General features: G+C 41.4%; 21 protein-coding genes and 1 pseudogene. 13 read left to right on the top strand and 9 right to left on the bottom strand.

The window, feature by feature from the left end; translation table 11 throughout:
* Positions 1–14: 14 nt before the first annotated feature.
* Together J8Z25_RS10380 and J8Z25_RS10375 are read left to right on the top strand one after the other, a co-directional pair.
* Positions 15–605, top strand: coding sequence for an ATP-binding cassette domain-containing protein (locus tag J8Z25_RS10380; protein ID WP_167657765.1), 591 nt, complete (start codon positions 15–17; stop codon positions 603–605).
* Positions 602–1,696, top strand: a complete 1,095-nt coding sequence (locus J8Z25_RS10375; RefSeq protein ID WP_167657766.1) for a DUF6136 family protein — start codon at positions 602–604, stop codon at positions 1,694–1,696. The genes J8Z25_RS10380 and J8Z25_RS10375 overlap by 4 nt, the downstream gene beginning before the upstream one ends.
* Here the strand turns inward: J8Z25_RS10375 and fadE are convergent.
* Positions 1,693–4,149, bottom strand: coding sequence for an acyl-CoA dehydrogenase FadE (gene fadE, locus J8Z25_RS10370; protein ID WP_130051220.1), 2,457 nt, complete (start codon positions 4,147–4,149; stop codon positions 1,693–1,695). The genes J8Z25_RS10375 and fadE overlap by 4 nt on opposite strands.
* A gap of 337 nt (positions 4,150–4,486) precedes the next feature.
* On the opposite strand from fadE, the gene J8Z25_RS10365 reads away from it, so the two are divergent.
* Entirely contained in the window at positions 4,487–5,251 is a 765-nt protein-coding gene (locus J8Z25_RS10365; RefSeq protein WP_138599717.1) for a class II glutamine amidotransferase, read from the top strand.
* Between the two features lie 17 nt (positions 5,252–5,268).
* On the opposite strand, the gene J8Z25_RS10360 is transcribed toward J8Z25_RS10365, so the two are convergent.
* The 5 genes from J8Z25_RS10360 to cmoA form a co-directional block, all read right to left on the bottom strand.
* Entirely contained in the window at positions 5,269–6,069 is an 801-nt protein-coding gene (locus tag J8Z25_RS10360) for a DUF3108 domain-containing protein (protein WP_130051222.1), read from the bottom strand.
* The gene (purN, locus tag J8Z25_RS10355; RefSeq protein WP_130051223.1) at positions 6,014–6,661 is read right to left on the bottom strand and encodes a phosphoribosylglycinamide formyltransferase; all 648 of its coding nucleotides are present in this window, start codon (positions 6,659–6,661) and stop codon (positions 6,014–6,016) included. Before purN ends, J8Z25_RS10360 begins: the two co-directional genes overlap by 56 nt.
* The gene (gene purM / locus J8Z25_RS10350; protein ID WP_130051224.1) at positions 6,661–7,713 is read right to left on the bottom strand and encodes a phosphoribosylformylglycinamidine cyclo-ligase; all 1,053 of its coding nucleotides are present in this window, start codon (positions 7,711–7,713) and stop codon (positions 6,661–6,663) included. The genes purN and purM overlap by 1 nt, the downstream gene beginning before the upstream one ends.
* A 191-nt stretch (positions 7,714–7,904) precedes the next feature.
* Positions 7,905–8,873 carry a tRNA 5-methoxyuridine(34)/uridine 5-oxyacetic acid(34) synthase CmoB gene (gene cmoB / locus J8Z25_RS10345; RefSeq protein WP_130051225.1) on the bottom strand — a complete coding sequence of 323 codons (969 nt, stop codon included), beginning with the start codon at positions 8,871–8,873 and terminating at the stop codon, positions 7,905–7,907.
* 27 nt (positions 8,874–8,900) lie between these two features.
* Positions 8,901–9,626 (bottom strand): carboxy-S-adenosyl-L-methionine synthase CmoA, encoded by a 726-nt coding sequence (gene cmoA, locus J8Z25_RS10340; RefSeq protein WP_063706202.1) that lies wholly within the window; start codon positions 9,624–9,626, stop codon positions 8,901–8,903.
* A gap of 118 nt (positions 9,627–9,744) precedes the next feature.
* Here cmoA and J8Z25_RS10335 point away from each other — a divergent pair, with 118 nt between their 5' ends.
* The 4 genes from J8Z25_RS10335 (at position 9,745) to J8Z25_RS10320 (ending at position 12,474) form a co-directional block, all read left to right on the top strand.
* Positions 9,745–10,425 carry a DUF3334 family protein gene (locus tag J8Z25_RS10335; protein ID WP_250661016.1) on the top strand — a complete coding sequence of 227 codons (681 nt, stop codon included), beginning with the start codon at positions 9,745–9,747 and terminating at the stop codon, positions 10,423–10,425.
* A gap of 255 nt (positions 10,426–10,680) precedes the next feature.
* Positions 10,681–10,959: a hypothetical protein gene (locus tag J8Z25_RS10330; RefSeq protein ID WP_167657768.1), complete on the top strand. Its 279-nt coding sequence runs from the start codon at positions 10,681–10,683 to the stop codon at positions 10,957–10,959.
* A 79-nt stretch (positions 10,960–11,038) separates the two neighbouring features.
* Complete coding sequence (locus tag J8Z25_RS10325; protein WP_167657769.1) at positions 11,039–11,341, top strand: immunity protein TriTu family protein; 303 nt, start codon at positions 11,039–11,041, stop codon at positions 11,339–11,341.
* 116 nt (positions 11,342–11,457) lie between these two features.
* Complete coding sequence (locus J8Z25_RS10320; protein ID WP_167657770.1) at positions 11,458–12,474, top strand: DUF5924 family protein; 1,017 nt, start codon at positions 11,458–11,460, stop codon at positions 12,472–12,474.
* A gap of 9 nt (positions 12,475–12,483) precedes the next feature.
* On the opposite strand, the gene J8Z25_RS10315 is transcribed toward J8Z25_RS10320, so the two are convergent.
* Positions 12,484–12,978, bottom strand: a complete 495-nt coding sequence (locus J8Z25_RS10315) for a M48 metallopeptidase family protein (RefSeq protein ID WP_250661015.1) — start codon at positions 12,976–12,978, stop codon at positions 12,484–12,486.
* Positions 12,979–13,012: 34 nt separating this feature from the next.
* Positions 13,013–13,862: pseudogene (locus tag J8Z25_RS10310) on the bottom strand (DUF72 domain-containing protein).
* A gap of 227 nt (positions 13,863–14,089) precedes the next feature.
* Between J8Z25_RS10310 and aspS the strand changes: the two are divergent.
* The 5 genes from aspS (at position 14,090) to J8Z25_RS10285 (ending at position 18,097) form a co-directional block, all read left to right on the top strand.
* Entirely contained in the window at positions 14,090–15,859 is a 1,770-nt protein-coding gene (gene aspS / locus J8Z25_RS10305) for an aspartate--tRNA ligase (protein ID WP_250661014.1), read from the top strand.
* A 109-nt stretch (positions 15,860–15,968) separates the two neighbouring features.
* A complete protein-coding gene (locus tag J8Z25_RS10300; protein ID WP_058585269.1) occupies positions 15,969–16,175 on the top strand; it encodes a hypothetical protein in 207 nt (68 codons plus the stop codon).
* Positions 16,172–16,762, top strand: coding sequence for a pentapeptide repeat-containing protein (locus J8Z25_RS10295; RefSeq protein WP_434784467.1), 591 nt, complete (start codon positions 16,172–16,174; stop codon positions 16,760–16,762). Before J8Z25_RS10300 ends, J8Z25_RS10295 begins: the two co-directional genes overlap by 4 nt.
* Positions 16,763–16,776: 14 nt before the next feature.
* On the top strand, positions 16,777–17,364 hold the full coding sequence (locus tag J8Z25_RS10290; RefSeq protein ID WP_250661013.1) for a GNAT family N-acetyltransferase: 588 nt from the start codon (positions 16,777–16,779) through the stop codon (positions 17,362–17,364).
* A gap of 28 nt (positions 17,365–17,392) precedes the next feature.
* Positions 17,393–18,097 carry an alpha/beta fold hydrolase gene (locus J8Z25_RS10285; protein WP_372799662.1) on the top strand — a complete coding sequence of 235 codons (705 nt, stop codon included), beginning with the start codon at positions 17,393–17,395 and terminating at the stop codon, positions 18,095–18,097.
* Positions 18,098–18,104: 7 nt separating this feature from the next.
* Here J8Z25_RS10285 and J8Z25_RS10280 read toward each other — a convergent pair whose 3' ends face one another.
* Entirely contained in the window at positions 18,105–18,992 is an 888-nt protein-coding gene (locus J8Z25_RS10280) for an MBL fold metallo-hydrolase (RefSeq protein ID WP_250661012.1), read from the bottom strand.
* A gap of 238 nt (positions 18,993–19,230) precedes the next feature.
* Between J8Z25_RS10280 and J8Z25_RS10275 the strand changes: the two genes are divergently transcribed.
* A complete protein-coding gene (locus tag J8Z25_RS10275; protein ID WP_130051232.1) occupies positions 19,231–20,073 on the top strand; it encodes an isopenicillin N synthase family dioxygenase in 843 nt (280 codons plus the stop codon).
* The last annotated feature ends 43 nt before the right edge of the window (positions 20,074–20,116 follow it).

Below are 20,116 nucleotides of genomic sequence, written 5' to 3'. Positions count from 1 at the left end.
TTAAAGGAATAAACATGATTGAAATTAACAACCTCAATAAGCGCTTTGCCTCAGCGCACGTGTTCAAAAACTACAGTAAGCAATTTCAGAATAAAAAGGTTTGTTTACAGGCAGCCAATGGTAGAGGAAAAACAACATTACTGATGATGCTAGCTGGCCTTGAAAAGCCGCAATCAGGGGTTGTTTTATATAATAATCAAGCATTAAAGTCGCCGCAAAACGATGTTTCAATTGCTAGCGACCGTATTACGCTGCCAGATTTTTTAACTGCGCGGCAGATTATTGAACTTAGTTGCAATGCGTTAAAGAAAGATATGCCAGAGCAACTTATTACTGGATTTAACTTTACAGAGCATTTCAATACTCGCTTTAGTGCTTTGTCGAGTGGCAATCAAAAGAAGTGTCAGCTTATAACAGCTTTTTTAAAGCAAGCTCCATTTTTACTATTAGATGAACCGAGCGCTGCGCTTGATCAAATAAGTATAAAATTTTTGCTGACCATACTCGATAGCTACCTAGATGATAAACCTAATGGGCAGGTCATCATTACAAGCCACGAACCAGAGGTGTTTATACAACACGGTTTTGAGTGCACATCACTATGATAAACTCCCTTGCTAGTTACTTGTCATTCCTTTCTTTTCGATACCTAGCATATACGACCACCCTCAAAAGCATGCTGTCTCAGTTAAAGAGCTTTAGTTTGTTGTTCGCACTAGTACTGGGCCCAGCTTTCCTTGGCATGGTTTTATTGTTGTTTTTAGGGCTTGGAAAAATAGTCGATAGCCATGCAGCACCTGCTTACGGTGCAAAATTAGCAGTGATTTATCTCTTACTTGAATCAGTGATGTTATGGGCCATGGCGCCAGCCATTAAAAATTCGCAAAATAGGGCATTTCAGCGAAGTCTTTATAAATACAGTTGGCGAGTATGTGTTGACTGCAAATTACTACTTTTAAGTAATGCTTGGCTTATTGCCAGTTTACTAATAGCAGTAGATCTATCGTTAAAGCAATGGTTACAAGTGCCTCATTTTATGCTGTTTATGTTGTTGCAGTGGCTAAGTGGAGTATTTGTTCTTTATAGGCCTCGTGCACTTATTTATAGTTTATTGCTCAGTTCTGTATTGGTATTACTGCCTGTTAGTTTAACTTCACTGCAATACTATCTAGGTTTTGTTGCTATTTTCGGTTGTTCGATTTTACTCCCTCCTCTAAGAAAAAGTCATAAGTTAAAAGTACACTCGCTTGCTTTATTTTGGCTTAGTTACTTTATACAGCACAGCTGGAGCTTAATATGGCGTGGCTCAGTATTGTTAGCATTCTTGCTCGCTTTATTACAGCTAATTGAAGTTCGTAATGACTTTAGTGACTTGATACAGGCTGTGGCTTTTTCAGTATGCGTGTTGCTAACGAGCTCGCTGCAGTTCGATTGCTTATCTGTTTTTAAAAAATACCGGCTGTTCTTTCAAAGCAATAACCAAGACAAGCCGTTTTATATAAGCCAGTTTTTACCGAGCTTTATATTTTTTGCTGTGGCTTTAATTGTTGTTATGAGCATGCTTGGCACTAACCTGATTTACATCCCCATTGGGGCATTATGGTGTGTATTGCAGCAATATTTAGTGCAAAAAAAACCAGCGCAATTTGCGCTGGTTTGGTTTTTCATAACAATTGGAATTGTTTTGCTAGCTTAAGCGGCGTCTGCTTTTTTATCGCTCTCGCCGCGGGCTACCTTACCGGCAACTAAGTCAGCTGGGTCAAAGTCGTCAACGTTAATAACATCAAGACGGGCTTTTTCAACAGCAGCTAATTTGTCGGCTTCAGCTTGGCTTAAAATACCTGCTTCAAGGCCCATTTGCGCTACTTTATCAAGCTGGAAGAAAGGCAGTTTCACGCCTTTTTCACGGCATACCTTGTCAAACAAAGGCTCAACTTCAAGAATGTCTTTAAGCGTTTGCTCCTGACGACCCACAAGGTTAAGTGGCTCGTTTTTAAGGTAAATGTAGTTAGCTAAACGGTTACGAGTTTCGCTTGGTACTTGTAATAAGTGAGCAAGTTTGTGCTCAAGCTTATCTGTAGGCTTACGAACTGGACGACCGAATGGGAATAACATGATTTTTAGCATCGCACGAAGTGGTGCAGATGGCATGTTGTTAATTAAGTCAGCTAGTGCACGTTGGCAGTGGTAAAGGTGATCTTGGCAGCTCCATTGAACAAGCGCAAAATCTTCTTTTTTACGGCCTTCGTCGTTGTAACGTTTAAGTGTTGCAGATACAAGGTATAAGTAGCTTAGTAAGTCACCTAAACGTGCAGAGATACGCTCTTTACGTTTTAATGAACCACCAAATACCGCCATGCTGATATCTGACATTAATGCTAACGATGCACTGAAACGTGACGCAACACGATAAAACTCAGCGGTTTCATCTTTGTACGGCGTACTCGTAAAACGTGCATTTGTGAATGCTAACCACTTAGTGCGAACAAGGTTCGAAATAGTAAAGCCAACGTGACCCATTAACGCTTTATCGAATACTGCAAGGGCTTCTTCGCGGTCTTCAATTGCACAAGCACCTAGCTCAGTTAACACAAATGGATGACAACGAATTGCACCTTGACCATAGATGATCATGTTACGTGTTAAGATATTTGCACCTTCAACGGTAATCGCAATTGGCGCACCTTGGTAGCCACGACCTAAATAGTTGTTTGGACCAAGCATGATGCCTTTACCACCGTGAACATCCATGCCGTGAATAGTCGCTTCACGCATTTGCTCAGTTAAGTGGTATTTAATAATTGCAGATACAACCGATGGTTTTTCACCAAGGTCAACAGCCCCTGTAGACATACTAACTGCAGCATCAGAGCTATATGCGTAACCTGCAAGTTTTGCCATTGATTCTTCAACACCTTCCATTTGACCAATTGGTAAACGGAATTGACGACGAATACGGCTGTAAGAGCCTGTTGCAAGCGCGATTGTTTTTATGCCACCTGTAGAGTTAGACGGCAATGTGATTGCACGACCAACAGATAAACATTCAACAAGCATACGCCAGCCTTGACCTGCCATTTTCGGGCCACCAATGATGTAATCAAGTGGTACAAAGATATCTTTACCGCGAGTAGGACCATTTTGGAATGGTACGTTTAGCGGGAAGTGACGACGGCCAATTTCTACTCCCGGAGTATCTGTTGGGATCAGCGCACAGGTAATACCAGGTTCTTTGTCATCACCTAGTAAACCGTCAGGATCTTGCAATTTAAATGCAAGGCCAAGTACAGTTGCAACAGGAGCAAGAGTAATATAACGCTTGTTCCATGTTAGGCTGATACCAACAACTTCTTCACCGTTCCATTGGCCTTTACAAACAACACCGTAATCAGGAATTGCACTTGCGTCAGAACCTGCTTCTGGTGAGGTTAGCGCAAAACATGGAATTTCTTGACCACTCGCTAAGCGTGGTAAGTAATGATCTTTTTGCTCTTTAGTACCATAGTGCTGAAGTAATTCGCCCGGACCTAATGAGTTAGGTACACCTACGATAGAAGATAGCAACGTTGATTTACTTGTTAGTTTTTGCAGTACACATGATTGTGCATAGGCAGAAAACTCTAAACCGCCGTATTCTTTTTTGATGATCATGGCAAAGAACTTATTATCTTTTAGATATTGCCAAACATCTTGCGGTAAATCAGTTAGTTCGTGAGTTGCGTGCCAGTCATCTAGCATACTACACACTTCTTCAACAGGACCATCAATAAATGCTTGTTCTTCGATAGTCAGTTTAGGAGCTGGGTATTGGTGTAATTTGTTCCAGTCAGGACGACCACAAAACAGATCCGCTTCCCACCACGTAGTACCGGCATCGATTGCTGATTTTTCAGTATCCGACATAGTCGGTGTTACTTTTTTGAAAGCAGCAAAAATAGGTTTAATGATGTATTGTTGACGAACGCCAGTCACAGAAAGTGGCACAGCGATAAGTAAGAATAGTAGCCAACTAATTGCGCCAAACGCGCCAGCAAATGTGCCAACAAGTAAAGTCGCAATGGTAATACCTAAGCAGGTATTCCAGCTTGCTCTGTGGTAACTCGCAATACTAAGCAGCACGAGTAAACCAAGTAAAAATATGAGAGTCATTGATTATTCCTTAATAGAGGTCAGACCACCTCTTTTAGAGTAGCGCTAGAAAAGCGAATTATCAAGAGCAGAACAGAGATTAAAACAGTCTGTTCAGTGAGTTTTATTCATTTAAAAATGACTATCAGTGCAAAAAGATTTACAGCAAATTAGAAATTGTTGAGTAATTACTGATAATCATCGCCGCTAAAACAGCTATTAGTTGTGAATTGCTCAGATAGTTCTGAAAATCTCAGCATAGCAGTTGCCATCTTTAGCGCTATGTTTAACAATGAGCGCAGGCAGGGATCAGCCCATCATGCCTTTCCTTCGATTAGTTTTATAGGTTAAGAGTTCTATGTGTGAGTTGCTTGGCATGTCGGCCAATGTACCAACGGATATTTGTTTCAGTTTTTCAGGATTATTAGAGCGGGGTGGTAATACTGGACCGCATAAAGATGGCTGGGGCATCACCTTTTATGAAGGTAAAGGCTGTCGTACATTTAAAGATCCAGAGCCAAGTTGCCAATCAGAAATTGCTAAACTCGTTAAAGCGTATCCAATAAAAAGTATTTCGGTGATAAGTCATATTCGCCAAGGTAATCGTGGCCGTGTATGTCTTGAAAACACTCATCCATTTACCCGAGAGTTGTGGGGACGCGAAATTACCTATGCTCACAACGGGCAATTATCGAATTATCATGATTTAAAGCCAGATTATTATCGGCCAGTGGGTAATACCGACAGTGAGCTAGCGTTTTGTTGGTTGCTCGATAAAATTCGCGAAAAATACCCTAAGCGCCCATCAAATATGGCATCTGTATTTCGTTATGCTGCTAAGCTTGCTCACACACTGCGTGAAAAAGGCGTATTTAACATGCTACTTACCGATGGTGTTTATGTTTTAGCTTATTGTACCAATAACTTACATTGGATCACTCGTCGAGCACCGTTTGGTAAAGCAACATTAATTGATGCTGATATGGTGGTCGATTTTCAAAAAGAAACCACACCGAATGATGTGGTTACTGTCATTGCGACAAGACCACTCACCAATGACGAGCGTTGGCAAAAAATGGAACCGGGTGAGTTTGCACTGTTTAAAATGGGCGAAAAAATCTAAAAAAGAATGAAGCGCTATTAGGGCGCTTCTTTACTTTCTTCATTTGTTAACGAGACTGGCGTGGTCACAGTGAATGAATTAAGTTGCACTTCAAATTGTTCTACCCCTTTTTCACCTTTCCACATACGAACTAACATGTAGTCCATTTCAGGAGCAAACCAAGCTAGCGCTTGACGCTTATCGTTATCGTATAAACGTTTTACTTTAATGGCTTCTACATTACCAATTGGCAGCGAAATCATTTCTGTGCCCACAACTTCAAAGTCGTAATTTCGCAGATTACCTTTTTTATCAATCAATGGATACGATAATTGCGTTTTGCCTTGTTTTAGTTCTTCTCGAACTTGTACTTGATAAGACAGTGAATCTTGAAAATCATCAGACCAATCAATTTTAAGTGGGTATTTACTTTGATTGCTTTGCACTTGCTTTTGAGTTGAATCAAATTTTAAGCTGTATTCTTTATCAGGCCCTGTTCCAGAGCGCTCCATAGTGTAACTTACTGGAGAGATTTTGTGATCATGATAAGTAAACATTGATGTTTCTTTTCGTGAGTCCGAAAAAATCATCCATTCGATTTCACTGTGATAAGTGATCACGTAATTACCGTCTGCGGCTCTTTTAAGCTCGCGGACTGCTTTACCATGGGTTTCGCCTTTACGAAGTACATCGTATTCTGCTTGGTATTGAGTGAGGTCGCCAGCTAAAACACTGGTAGGAAGTAATAAAGTGCCCACACAAGCAAGTAGGGCACTTAGATTTTTATTCTGGGTAGTGCGCGCCGTGTGCAGGAAGTTTCTTTTCGTCAAAAACTGCATAATCTGCTTCCATCTTGAGTCGTTGTTCACTGAACCACTTGACCACCAATGGATAGATTATATGTTCTTGCTGATGAACACGTTGTGCGAGTGTCTCTGCGGTATCGCTTTCGAGTACCGGAACTTTGGCTTGAAGAACAACGGGACCGCCGTCTAGCTCTTCTGTGACAAAGTGAACACTAACACCATGAACGTCATCTTTTGCATCTATCGCTCGTTGGTGGGTATTCAGCCCTTGGTACTTAGGCAACAAAGAAGGGTGAATGTTCAACATTTTTCCCTTAAATTTTTGCACTAAGCTAGGAGTAAGAATACGCATAAAACCAGCTAATACAACTAGATTTGGTTCAAAATTGTCAATAATGTCCATTAACTCAGCATCATAGGCCTCGCGCGAGTCAAAATCTTTATGGCTAAGTACACGAGTTTGTATACCTGCATTTTTTGCTCGCTCAAGGCCATAGGCGTCGGCTTTATTACTAATTACAGCGGCGATTTCGGCCTTAATTTCACCACGCGCACACGCGTCAATGATGGCTTGAAGGTTAGAACCGCTACCAGAAATTAATACAACAAGACGACAAGGGGTCATTAGTCACGACCACCTAAAATTTCTACTTGCTCTTCGCCTGCTTTCGCATCTTGGATCTCACCGATATGCCATGCATTTTCGCCAAGATCTTTAAGAATTGTTAAGCTTTGCTCAAGTTTGTCAGCTGGAACAACTAATACCATGCCTACACCACAGTTGAATGTTCGGTACATTTCGTGTGTTGTGATGTTGCCGTTTTCTTGTAACCAGTTGAAAACTACAGGCCATTCCCAGCTGTCGCCTTTGATTACTGCTTTTGCAGACTCAGGAAGTACGCGCGGGATGTTTTCCCAGAAGCCACCACCTGTGATGTGAGATAACGCGTGTACATCAACTTGCTTGAATAGCTCAAGTAATTGTTTAACGTAGATGCGAGTTGGCTCTAAAAGGTGATCGCCAAGTGCTTTGCCTTCAAGTTCAGCGCTTGTGTCTGCGCCAGATACTTCAAGGACTTTACGAATTAATGAGAAACCGTTTGAATGAGGACCACTTGATGCAAGTGCGATTAATTGGTCGCCTGCAGCAACTTTAGTACCGTCGATAATTTTTGATTTTTCTACCACACCAGTACAGAAACCAGCCATGTCATAGTCTTCGCCGTCGTACATACCTGGCATTTCAGCAGTTTCACCACCGATTAATGCACAGCCAGAAAGCTCACAGCCTTTACCAATACCTGTTACAACATCAGCCGCAGTATCTACGTCTAATTTACCAGTTGCATAGTAATCAAGGAAAAATAGTGGCTCTGCACCTTGTACAATAAGGTCGTTTACACACATAGCAACAAGGTCGATACCCACTGTGTCGTGCTTTTTAAGATCGATTGCTAAACGTAGTTTTGTACCAACACCGTCTGTGCCAGCAACCAGTACAGGCTCTTTATAGCCAGTTGGTAGTTCGCAAAGTGCGCCAAAACCACCGATACCGCCCATTACTTCAGGACGTCTGGTTTTTTTAACTACGCCTTTAATACGCTCAACAAGTGCATTACCGGCATCGATATCTACGCCCGCGTCTTTATAGCTAAGAGACTGTTTTTGTTCGCTCACAGGTTTTCCTCAAAAAAGTTGCATGTGGGTTGCTTAGAAACGCGCGTATTTTACAACAATTGCAATGGCGCGGCTAGTTGAAAAATCACTTTAACCGACTTGACAAGGACAGTTGTCCGGTTTTTTTTGCTTTCAAGTTACAAGGCTAAAGTATCAAGCAAATGACCCTTCAGCCTTGTAACTGATATTTGTTAAGCTTTCGCGGTTAAAATAGCGCGAAGAGGGGCTGGGTAACCTTCGATGGTTTTGCTGGTGTCATTTGGGTCTAAAAAGTCGACCAGTGATTCGTTTTCCATCCACTGGGTTTTACGTTGTTCTTCAAGCGTTGTGATTGCGCAGTCTTTTACTTGCACATCTTTAAAACCAACGCGCTCCATCCATAGTTTTAATGCGGCGGTGCTTGGGATAAACCATACATTACGCATTTTCGCATAACGGTCGGTTGGCACTAAAACTGTGTGTTCGTCACCTTCAACAACCAAAGTTTCAAGAACTAACTCACCCCCTGGGCGAAGCTGCGCTTTTAATTGTGCTAAAAAGTCGATAGGTGAACGACGGTGATATAAAACACCCATCGAAAATACTGTATCGAATGCTTTTAGCTCTGGCAGGGCTTCTACACCTAGCGGCAATAAGTGCACGTTGTCATCTTGATGATAATGCTTTATCGCTTGGAATTGGCATAAGAACAAATCGGATGGATCAATGCCCACTACAAAATTAGCGCCTTCACCGCGCATGCGCCACAAGTGATAACCTGAGCCACAGCCAATATCAAGCACAGTGCGGCCTTTTAACGGTTCGATATGAGGCAGTAAACGATCCCATTTCCAATCACTGCGCCACTCAGTATCAATCTCGATACCGTGTAAGCTGAATGGTCCTTTACGCCATGGCATCATGCGCTTTAATAAATGCGTTAACTGTTTTTGCTGGCCTTCAGATAGCTCATCACCGGTGCCAATTTGTACTTTATCCTGAAGGTTCACATGGTTTGTGCTTACCTCAGGTAAGTTTTTCAGCACTTTTTGCCATTTTGGTAAATCACCGTGGCTAGCTTCTAGTTCCCAGTGCTTTAATTGGCCAGGCAAAGTTTCGAGCCAGTGGCTAAGCGGGCTTTGTGCAATCGCAGCGTAAAATTGGTTAAACCATTGAGACATGAAATACTCTTTATATCGTTGTGATGATTACTTGATTGCAATCATCGAGCAGAAGTTAAAACATTGATACCACACTTGCGTTTGGCTAAAACCAATTTCACTTAATCGGTTTAAGTGGGTAGATAAATGATCAGGGCGCATGACATTTTCGATAGCCGTGCGCTTTTGGCTGATCTCCAGCTCTGAATAGCCGTTGTGACGTTTAAAATCATGGTGCAAATCAATGAGCAAATTATCGCATTGCTCATTTTCACCTCTAATTTTTTCGCTAAGCAGCAAAACGCCGCCAGGTTTTAAATTTGCATAAATCTTTTCAAGCACTGCTTGGCGCTTTTCAGGTGGAATAAACTGTAGTGTAAAGTTCATCGCTACCACAGAAGCATTTTCGATTGCTAAATCGTTTATATCACCCAGCGTGACAGTGACCGGCACGTCAGAGCGAAAACCTTGTAAATGTAATTTACAGCGTTCAACCATCGCTTCTGAGTTATCGACGGCAATAATATTACAGTTATCGGTGCGAATATTACGGCGCATACTTAACGTTACAGCACCAAGTGAACAGCCTAGGTCGTATAGGTTTGAATTACTTTGCGCGTATTCGCCAGCCAGTTTACCTATGGTGCTAACAATGGTTGCGTAACCCGGCACCGAACGCTGGATCATATCAGGGAAAACTTCTACTACATGTTGGTCAAAGCTAAAGTCTTTAACCGCTTGCTCAGTGGCATAAATACTGTCTTTTTGCGTCACGTGAACAGTCTCTTTAAAAAATAATACCGCTATTTTAGCATTTTTAACTGGATAGTCAGTGATAAATTCAGTAGCTTGGCTAGAATTATCAATAACAAGTACAAAAAAGAGAAGTTTAATGACAAAAAGCAAAGTGATCAGTACAGAAGATATCTTATCAACTCTGTGTCATTCAGTGACTGGAGTTCTGTCTTCAGCAAGTGGTAACGGTATTAGTTATTCTGCTATGGTTCAAAAAATCACCCGCACCTGTATGCGCCCAGATATTGGCTGTTTTGTATTGTTCGATGGTGGCTTTACCGGTCTTGTGGTAACAAACTTCACAGCGCAAGCAGCCATGGAAATTTACCATGATTACATGCGTAACATGGGTATGCCAGAAGACGAAATTGCACAAAGCCATTTATCAGATGATGTGGCGAACGTACTCGGAGAGCTGATGAACCAAATCGTTGGTGACTTTACGTCAAAAGTACGTGACCAGCTGCATACTTCTATCACGCAAAACCAACCTAAGATGATGGCAATTAACAAGCAGGTGCAAATCTCTGTTGATACTACCATGGATAGACCGCAAGCACGCCGTGTGACATTCACCACAGCTAAGCAAAATATCTTCTATCTTGAGCTGGCAATGGATAAAACTGAATTCATCAAGCTACATGACTTTGATATTTCAGAAGCCGTTGACCCAGATTACATCATTGAGAACGAAGCTAAACAAAAAGCTGAAAAGCAAAAAGCATCATCACAAGCAGACGATGCAGATGATGATTTTATGGCAGAACTTGGTTTGTAACCCAACGACTTGAGCTGTCAGCCATCAGCTTTCAGCCGTCAGATAAAATAAACAGAGGCGCGGTTTAGACCGCGCTTTTTTGTGTTTAAAATGCTAAACACTCAGTGCTTTATAATAAGCTTATTGCAACTGTAAAATTCAATTGAGGGCACTAAACTCGGAGTTTGAAATATGGTTTTGCAGCTTTTATTAAGTTAATGCTTTGGTGCGTTATACATAAATTAAATAACTGAAATAACTCAATAGGCAGTTGAATTGAAATTTAATCACATATACCAAGATGTTATTGTCGATGAAGTGAAGTTAAAACGCACTGGGAATGAGTTTCAAGTGTTTGTGACATTCCAAGCTCAATCAGAGACTTTATATGTTGTACTTAATGGAGTCCGAGAGACTGATAATATTTCCGATTTGTTAGAAGCAAAACAACTTTGGCTCGAATATACCGAATCTAATCAAGCTGAGTATGGCAAATTTACCCTAGGTATTTCACATGAGAGTTATACGGAAATTTGTTTTGACTCATTAGCTTAAAGGTCTTTTAAGCTATATTGGTATGAACAAAATATATATCCATGTTAGCAATTACTTACATTCTTTTTTGAGGGAAATCGTGCTGCAAGAATTAGAACATTGGAGAAGTTCAAAATCTAAAATTTTGACAACTGAAAAATTCAAGATTGTTATTTCTGCTCAATTGGGTGAGCCAATTAAAGCTCAATACATTGAAATTAAAGGCAATGGCCTTATAGCAAGAGCAACACTTTGGGAAAATGGTAATCTTGTATTAAAAGCAATTAGTTGTCAGTCTGGTAAGCAGGTAATTTTAAAACAGCTGAATTCATGTGAGGTATGGCAAATTGACGATGAACTTAACTGGTGGTTGAGTGAAATTGTTATTTACGACCCCTCATAATCGATGCAGTTGAGTAACTAGTCTTGGCTTAAAGCTGAACTTAAAGCTCCTTTTAAAGCCTACATTCATCCAATTTATGCTTTACTCATTAAGCCTTAAATGGATTTGATGATTGCATGAATTACTTAAAAAACTTTATAACTAAATTTGTTTTCATGATGCAGAAGCGGCCGGGGTTGATGGCTGTGTTGGCTTTTTGCAGTGGTGTGGCAAGTTTTGTCTTTGTTGAGCGAAAAGAGTCGTTTTCGCAGCTTATCTCTATTTTGTTATTAGTTACTTGGTTGTGGTTGTTAATAGATAACTGGCTAAGAGATAAAGTAGAGGAGCGTTTTGGTGTGGCGGTGTCGCCCAACGTGATGCGCTTTGCGCTGCAAGTTGTGCAGCAAGAAAGTTTGTTTTTTGCCTTACCATTTTTCTTGGCGGTGACAACTTGGGACCATGGTCAGGCCGCGTTTACCGCTTTAATTATACTTTGTGCGTTCGTTTCTGTTGTTGATCCCCTCTATTACAAAAAGCTTGCAAGGCACAGTGTCTGGTTTAGTGTGTTTCATAGCTTCTCTTTATTTGTCGTGCTGTCGGTTACCTTACCTATTTTATTAAAGTTAACGACCAGCCAGAGTTTTGAAATTGCGCTGATCACGGCTGTTATTTTAACGATTCCAAGTCTTGGCAATTTGATGCCAAATGCGAAATGGTGGCGTTTCCCACTGTTGGTGTTATTGCTTTGCGCTTTAAGTGCTGGGCTTTGGCAATTACGCAGTTTTGTACCCCCTGCGGCACTGCGTTTAACTGATATGAGCATGTCGTATCAGCTTGATGAACAAGCCCGTAAACCGCTTTCGCCAATAACAGAACTCACTGAGCAGAGCTTGCATGGAAAAGGTTTATATAGTTTTAGTGCGGTAAAAGCCCCTCGAGGTTTAGATGAAAAAATCTTCCATGTATGGGTACATAATCGTAAAGAAGTTGACCGCATAGCCTTGGATATTTCTGGTGGTCGCAAAGAGGGCTATCGTGCCTGGAGTCATAAAACGAATTTCCCTGCAAATGCTGCAGGAAAATGGGTCGTTAAAGTGGTTACCGAGTCAGGTCAGCTGATAGGACAGAAAAGGTTTGAGGTAACTAAAGTCTAGCTTATAGCTTTAGTACGGATTTTTCCCTTCACCTACCAACACACTGAATATTCTCAAATCCAGTTCTAGTTGATGGTATTGCGGTTCCATGTGGCAGCAAAGTTGATAGAAGGCTTTGTTGTGGTCTTTTTCTTTAAAATGAGCCAGCTCGTGTACGACGAGTGCTTTGAGAAGTGGTTCAGGTGCGCGAAGTAGATCGCTATTAATGGCAAGGTCGTGTTTTCGGGTTTTACCTTGCATACGGAAAGTATGGGTGCCTAAGGCATTTGTGACCATATCGCCTTGTTTTTTGAACGCGGCACGGCCAAATGGCAGGGCATTTTTAAGGTAACGCTTTTTCAATTCAGTGGCGTAATTGTATAAAGCTTTATCGCTGGTAATGCTATGCGCATTAGGGTATTTGCCTTTAAGGTATTTTGCGGCTCTGTCACCCTTAAATAACTGTAACACTTGCTCAATGATGTGGGGCGGGTAACCTTGAAAATAACGGCTGTAATCTTTCATATGTTCTCTGACAAATCGGGCTTTATACTGGGCGCTAAAATAAACTGCTTTGGCTTGCTTCGCGTTCACCTATAAACGGCGCAAGCGCGGGGTGATTGTAACCTAAATCTTGGCAAAACTGTCTTGCTAAAAGTGGTGACTGGCGATTATCTGCGGTATGGAAAAACAAATAGGGTGATTTTCCTTCATCAAGCCATTGCTTTACTTTTTTCAGCCATGGCTGGTAATACGACTTGTATTCATGTTCAAGACTGGCAATCACAAAAGCGCAGCATTGGCTGATTTCCTGTTGCAATGGCATGCACAGGTAAATAAGGCTTTTTCTTTTGCGCATCAATGAGTGCATCGGTATCGGCGGGAACAGCAAATAAAGCGCGGGTATCCATGCTGATGCGGTCTATATTGTTTTCAATTAATAGCTGATTTAAACGAATTTCAGCATCATCTTTATTAAAAAAGCCTGGGTGACGTACTTCTACACCGTAACTAAGTTGCTTGGGGAGTTGTGCAATAAAATTAGCAAGCAGTGGCAGTGCTTCTGGTCCAAAGGCGCGGGGTAGCTGCAACATGACTTGCCCCGTTTTAGCAAAGATTGGCTCAAATAAGTTTAGCCATGCATTAAGTTCATTATTTATATTTGTCAGTTGTAATTCGTGACTAAAACGACGATGAAACTTAAAAGTAAATTTAAAATCTTCGGGTACCGCATCATGCCAGCGCACTAATGACTCATGACTTGGGTCAGCATAAAAACTGGTGTTGCCCTCAACTGAGTTAAAGCATTGCGCATACTCACTGAGCATGTCGGCACTTTTACAGTGGCTAGAGAGCAAATTTCCTTTCCATGCGGTGCTAGACCACTGCGGACAACCTAAGTACAGCATTAAATCAACCAATAAATTTAAGTTATGCCTAGTGTAACAAAAGAAATGTTTGCTCAGAAGTCGGGGTGTATATTTAGCCCCCGACAGGCACTGCTGGCACTCGCATTTTGAGATGGTTTGGGTATAATGCTCTGCCTTAAATGATTACTTTGTATAGTGGCTTTTGCTCTCAAAATAGCGAACTCTTAAGAGCAGGCGGCTATAAGTCTTTAACTGACAGGAATACTATGCGCTCTATATATTGCGGACAGCTAAATAAATCTCACGTAGATCAAGAAGTTGAACTATGTGGTTGGATCAACAAACGCCGTGACCTTGGTGGCCTTATCTTCGTCGATTTACGTGACAGAGAAGGTTTAGTACAAGTTGTTTTTGATCCTGAAGTAGAAGGATTAATGGATACTGCGAATAAACTACGTCAAGAGTTTTGTGTGCAGTTAAAAGGTGTTGTTCGCGCACGCCCTGAAAGCCAAGTAAATAAAGACATGGCAACAGGTGAAGTTGAAATTTTAGGCACAAGCTTAACTATCATCAACCGTTCAGAGCCATTACCACTTGATTTTAATCAGCAAAACTCTGAAGAGCGCCGCTTAAAATACCGTTACCTAGATTTACGTCGTCTTGAAATGAGCGACCGTATCAAACTTCGTGCAAAAGCGAGCAGCTTTGTGCGTCGTTTCTTGGATGACAACGGTTTCTTAGATATCGAAACACCGGTACTAACAAAAGCAACACCAGAGGGTGCGCGTGACTACTTAGTACCTAGCCGTGTTCATAAAGGTAGCTTCTACGCTTTACCTCAGTCGCCACAGTTATTTAAGCAATTATTAATGATGTCGGGCTTTGACCGTTACTATCAAATTGTTAAATGTTTCCGTGACGAAGACTTACGTGCAGACCGTCAGCCAGAATTCACACAAATCGATTTAGAGACGTCATTCATGAGCTCTGATGAAGTGCGTGCAATGACAGAGAAAATGATTACAGAAATGTGGCAATCATTATTAGACGTTGACTTAGGCGACTTCCCAGTGATGCCATACAGCGAAGTAATGCGTTTATATGGTTCTGATAAACCAGACCTACGTAACCCAATGCAGCTTGTTGACGTTGCTGATTTAGTAAAAGACGTTGAGTTTAAAGTATTCTCAGGTCCTGCTAATGACGAAAAAGGCCGTGTTGCAGTATTAACTGTACCAGGCGGTGCTGAGCTTTCTCGTAAACAAATCGACGATTACACTAAATTCATCGGTATCTATGGTGCGAAAGGTCTAGCTTGGATGAAAGTGAACGACCGTGCTGCGGGCGTTGAAGGTGTGCAATCACCAATCGCTAAATTCTTAAACGAAGAGGTGATCAACCAATTACTTGAGCGTACTAATGCGCAATCTGGTGATATCATTTTATTCGGTGCTGATAAGCGCAACGTTGTAAACGAAGCAATGGGTGCACTACGTCTTAAGATTGGTGTTGATTTAGGCATTACTGATCTTGATAGCTGGAAACCTTTATGGGTTGTTGACTTCCCAATGTTCGAAGAAGACGACGAAGGTACATTGCATGCGGTTCACCACCCATTCACTGCACCGAAAGGTATTTCTGCCCAAGAGCTTGAAGCAAACCCAGCTGCAGCATTATCAGATGCATACGACATGGTATTAAATGGCTACGAAGTTGGTGGTGGTTCGGTACGTATTCACAATGCCGATATGCAAGAAACAGCATTCAGAATCTTAGGTATTGATGCACAAGAGCAACAAGACAAGTTTGGTTTCTTACTTGATGCACTTAAGTACGGTACACCTCCGCATGCGGGTCTTGCGTTTGGTCTTGACCGTTTAGTTATGCTGTTATGTGGTACTGACAACATTCGTGACGTGATTGCTTTCCCTAAAACAACGCAAGCATCATGTTTATTAACAGATGCACCAAGCAAAGCAAATGCAGATGCATTAACTGAGCTAGCAATTAATGTTGTAGCGAAAGACGCTGAATAATTCATAATAAACTGAATTATAAGACTTAATGAATAATAACCCTAAGGTATATGCCTTAGGGTTTTTTTGTGCTTAAATGAATATTTAGTATGTTCTTCAAGGAGAGAAAATGAATATCAATGCAACTTTAATCGGCCAAATAATTGTTATTTTAATCCCTGTGTTTGCCGCTATCAGCTATTACTTAGGCAAGCGTAAAACCTCAACACCAATCGTGGTGGCCGTTATTGGTGGATTATTAGCGCTTATTCCCTTGTTTGGTCTTATTTTTATTGCAGTTCTTGCGCTTAAACAAGATATTGAGACCACCGCGTGATCGTAAGCCACTCGCTTTATTTTGAACACACCTTTGAAGTAAACCTAGAAGACCAAACATTTTCGCATTGCGAATTTGAGCAATGTGAATTTATCGACTGTGACTTTAGCAATAGTCAGTTTGAAAACTGCCGGTTTATAGAGTGTGAGTTTAAAAACTGTAATTTAGCTGCGCTTGGGCTTAGATACACCTCACTCGAAGAAGTGAACTTTAAACAGTGTAAATTAACCAGTGTACGCTTTACTGATGTTGATTGGCCGCTACTCGCTAGCCGTGCTCCAGTGAGTTTTATTGGCTGTGAGCTTAGCCACAGCAGCTTTTTTGAGCTTAGCTTAAAAGCTTTAAAAATGCGTAGCTGTTTTGCCAAAGATGTTGATTTTAGACATGCAGATTTATCTTCTGCTGATTTTACTGATACTGATTTTCGTGACAGCTTGTTTCAACAAACCAATCTCAGTAAAGCTAATTTTATAGGTGCTAGTCACTTTGCTATTGATATAACAGCTAACAATATCAGTAAGGCCAAATTTGAACGTTATGCCGCTTTGGATTTATTAGCAGGGCTCGACATCGAGCTGGTGGATTAAAGTTAAGGAAAGTTATGGATTTAAGCCCCATCACCTTGCAAGGTCAATTTGTTAAATTAGTACCGTTAACGCTTGAGCACCGTGATGCTTTAGTAAGCGCCGCTTCAGATGGAAAGCTTTGGGACCTGTGGTTTACCTCGGTGCCCAATGAAGAGCGTGTGGACGATTATCTAACTATGGCGTTTGAGCAACAGTCACTTGGTCGCGCATTACCATTTGCTGTCATCGATAAACACACTGATGAGGTGATAGGCTCAACTCGCTTTTGTAATATTGACAGTAAAAATCGCCGTTTAGAAATTGGCTATACCTGGTATGCCAAGCGTTTTCAGCGTACTGGGGTTAATACTGAATGTAAAAAACTGCTGCTGAGTTATGCATTTGAAACGCTTAATGTGATTGCTGTTGAGTTTCGTACCCATTGGCATAATCAGGCTTCGCGCAATGCCATTGCTCGCTTAGGAGCAAAACAAGATGGGGTTCTTCGTAATCACCAAATAATGGCCGATGGATGTGTACGCGACACCGTGGTGTTTTCAATTATTGATGGTGAGTGGCCGATGGTTAAACGCAGCTTAGAATTCAAATTAGAGAAGTCATAGCATGTTAAATATTAAAAAGGCGGCGCTAATGCTCGCGTTAACCCTTAGCGGACAGACAGCCTTTGCTAATCAAACAGAGATACTGTTTGATACACAGCGAGCTCGCCATATTCCGGTGACCATTACAGTAGCCGATAGCAAATGCACGATAAAGAAAAAATGCCCAGTGGCGTTTATTGGGGCAGGCTATGGTATGGCGCATACAGACTATCAATTTGCCCAGCAGGCCTTCCATCAGCATGGTTATTTAACGGTTGAAGTTGCTCATGAGTTAAAAGGCGATCCGAGTTTAAACCCTGAGCCACCATACATGACCACACGCATGGAAAACTGGCACCGTGGTGTACAAACCCTTGAGTTTTTAGCCGTAGAACTTGCAAAGCGTTATGCTGAGTATGACTTTAATCAGCTCACTTTATTTGGTCATTCAAATGGGGGTGATATTGCAGCATTATATGCCGCTATTTATCCCGCTAAGGTTTCTAAATTGATCACCCTCGATCATCGTCGTATGCTGACCCCAAGGAACAAAAATATTGCTGTACTGACACTACGTGGTAGCGATTACCCAGCAGATGACAACGTATTGCTTACGCAGCAAGAACTCGCTGTATACCCAGTGACGCAAATTAAGCTTAAAGATTCGCGCCATAACGATATGTATGATGGTGGCCCAGAAGCGCTTGTCGCACGTATGAGTAAAGAACTTAATACGTTTTTGGCACGTTTTTGATGCTCAGTTAAAACTGAGCATCAATATCGCTGCGAAAATTAAAATAGCCCATCTCGACAAGGTTGTTATACACACCCTCAATATTCAGTGGTAGCCATTGCTGGTACATTTTTAAATGGCTGTATTGGGGCAAGCTTATTTCTTTTTGTAAGGTAGCAAGGTTTTTACCTTTTAACATGCCATTGCGAACGGCAGTGTGTAAGTCTTCAATGTAGTGTAAGTAAGAGACAACATCATCGCGGTTGCCTGTATCAGCATGGCCACCTATAAATGCAGCAAACGCAGGTTCATTTAACACGGCTTTGGTTGAATGCAGCATGCCGTTAATATCGTAACCAATCAGATTTTTATATGGCATGCGGCCAAGTACAATCCAATCAACAACATAAAGTACATTGGCAGGCATAAAGCGCATACTGACATTACCACGGCCATTATTTGGCCCATAGTAATTAAGCTGCACGTAGCTATCACCTAAATCGACTTTGAGTGTATCGGTAAAAGTAAGATCAGGCAGGGCAGTAGGCACTTTATTCAATTTAAGGTCCTCAGCTGCAAACTGATGAGCGACGACAGTTGTGTTGGTATCGATTAGCTCATTACCGCCCATCGCATGGTCAACATGGCTATGGCTGTATAGCATGTATTTGATATCTGCGTTAAAGGTTTTCTTTATATAGCGTTTTAAGTATTTTGCGGCATCGCTATTAATAGGATCCGTTACCAAGGCAAGGTTATCAACAATCATAAAAGCACTATGATAATGGCCGACAGTAAAGCGATATACATTATCTTTAATATTTTCGACTTTATAGTTTGCTTGCACAGCTGAGATGACCGGATTGGTAACGAGTATGAGCGCACTAAAAAGTAAAATTTGCAGCCTTGTGAACATAAGCGATCCTTTCGTGTTGAAACGTGTCTTATTAACCATATCAAAGTTTAGGTAATAGTACGCATTATACTACTTAAAGGCTTAGTTGATCTGTATCAAACTTAAGGAGCTAAGCTAGGTAGGGGCGGACATAAGTCCTTATGTTTTTGCTTGTGTTTCTCTATTCTCGCGAAGCGCTATAATGAAGAAATGCTATGCTTAGCACAGACTTCTAGAACCTTATTCACTGGAAAAGACAATGCAACATTTACCTACCGTTGATTATAAAGCGAGCGATGCGGCCGCTCAATTTGTTGAGTCACTAAGAAACACAGGTTTCGGTGTATTAAAAAACCACCCAATACCTCAGTCATTAGTTGAGTCTATTTACAAAAATTGGCAAGAATTCTTTAATTCTGAGCAAAAGCATGAGTTTTTATTTTCAAAAGAAACACAAGATGGTTACTTCCCACCATCAGTGTCAGAAGTTGCAAAAGGCTTTACCGTTAAAGATATTAAAGAGTACTACCACGTTTATCCAAAAGGCCGTGTTCCAGCACAGCTAGAAGAAGAAATCCGTGAGTACTATCGCTTAGCCAATGAGTTTGCGGCAACATTATTAAGTTGGGTTCAGGCAGAAGCACCAGAAGAGGTGCGTGCTAAGTTCTCTATCGACCTTAAAGATATGATTGCTGACTCTGAGCAAACACTCCTGCGTATTCTTCACTATCCACCAATGACTGGTGATGAAGAGCCTGGTGCAATCCGTGCGGCAGCACACGGTGACATCAATTTATTAACTGTATTACCAGCGGCGAATGAACCCGGTTTACAAGTACAAAAAACAGATGGTGGTTGGTTAGACGTACCATGTGATTTTGGTAACCTGATCATCAATATTGGTGACATGCTACAAGAAGCGTCAGGTGGTTACTTCCCATCAACTATTCACCGCGTGATCAACCCAACGGGTAAAGCGTCAACGAAATCACGTATTTCGTTACCACTATTCTTACACCCGCGTCCTGATGTTGTGCTTTCTGAGCGCTACACTGCAGACAGCTATTTACAAGAGCGTTTACGCGAACTTGGTGTTAAGTAAAGATTAGCTATACCCAAACCACCTCAAGGTGGTTTGGGTATAT

The sequence above is a fragment of the Pseudoalteromonas sp. SCSIO 43101 genome, from assembly GCF_023650775.1.
GTDB lineage: Bacteria > Pseudomonadota > Gammaproteobacteria > Enterobacterales > Alteromonadaceae > Pseudoalteromonas > Pseudoalteromonas apostichopi.
The sequence above is the reverse complement of the archived record's forward strand: the minus strand, read 5'-3'. Positions and strand labels throughout refer to the sequence as shown.

Coding starts and splice junctions, on each gene's coding strand:
- J8Z25_RS10380 (WP_167657765.1), top strand. CDS start 15: ATGATTGAAATTAACAACCTCAATAAGCGCTTTGCCTCAGCGCACGTG.
- J8Z25_RS10375 (WP_167657766.1), top strand. CDS start 602: ATGATAAACTCCCTTGCTAGTTACTTGTCATTCCTTTCTTTTCGATAC.
- fadE (WP_130051220.1), bottom strand. CDS start 4,149: ATGACTCTCATATTTTTACTTGGTTTACTCGTGCTGCTTAGTATTGCG.
- J8Z25_RS10365 (WP_138599717.1), top strand. CDS start 4,487: ATGTGTGAGTTGCTTGGCATGTCGGCCAATGTACCAACGGATATTTGT.
- J8Z25_RS10360 (WP_130051222.1), bottom strand. CDS start 6,069: ATGCAGTTTTTGACGAAAAGAAACTTCCTGCACACGGCGCGCACTACC.
- purN (WP_130051223.1), bottom strand. CDS start 6,661: ATGACCCCTTGTCGTCTTGTTGTATTAATTTCTGGTAGCGGTTCTAAC.
- cmoB (WP_130051225.1), bottom strand. CDS start 8,873: ATGTCTCAATGGTTTAACCAATTTTACGCTGCGATTGCACAAAGCCCG.
- J8Z25_RS10335 (WP_250661016.1), top strand. CDS start 9,745: ATGACAAAAAGCAAAGTGATCAGTACAGAAGATATCTTATCAACTCTG.
- J8Z25_RS10320 (WP_167657770.1), top strand. CDS start 11,458: ATGAATTACTTAAAAAACTTTATAACTAAATTTGTTTTCATGATGCAG.
- J8Z25_RS10315 (WP_250661015.1), bottom strand. CDS start 12,978: ATGAAAGATTACAGCCGTTATTTTCAAGGTTACCCGCCCCACATCATT.
- aspS (WP_250661014.1), top strand. CDS start 14,090: ATGCGCTCTATATATTGCGGACAGCTAAATAAATCTCACGTAGATCAA.
- J8Z25_RS10300 (WP_058585269.1), top strand. CDS start 15,969: ATGAATATCAATGCAACTTTAATCGGCCAAATAATTGTTATTTTAATC.
- J8Z25_RS10290 (WP_250661013.1), top strand. CDS start 16,777: ATGGATTTAAGCCCCATCACCTTGCAAGGTCAATTTGTTAAATTAGTA.
- J8Z25_RS10285 (WP_372799662.1), top strand. CDS start 17,393: ATGCTCGCGTTAACCCTTAGCGGACAGACAGCCTTTGCTAATCAAACA.
- J8Z25_RS10280 (WP_250661012.1), bottom strand. CDS start 18,992: ATGTTCACAAGGCTGCAAATTTTACTTTTTAGTGCGCTCATACTCGTT.
- J8Z25_RS10275 (WP_130051232.1), top strand. CDS start 19,231: ATGCAACATTTACCTACCGTTGATTATAAAGCGAGCGATGCGGCCGCT.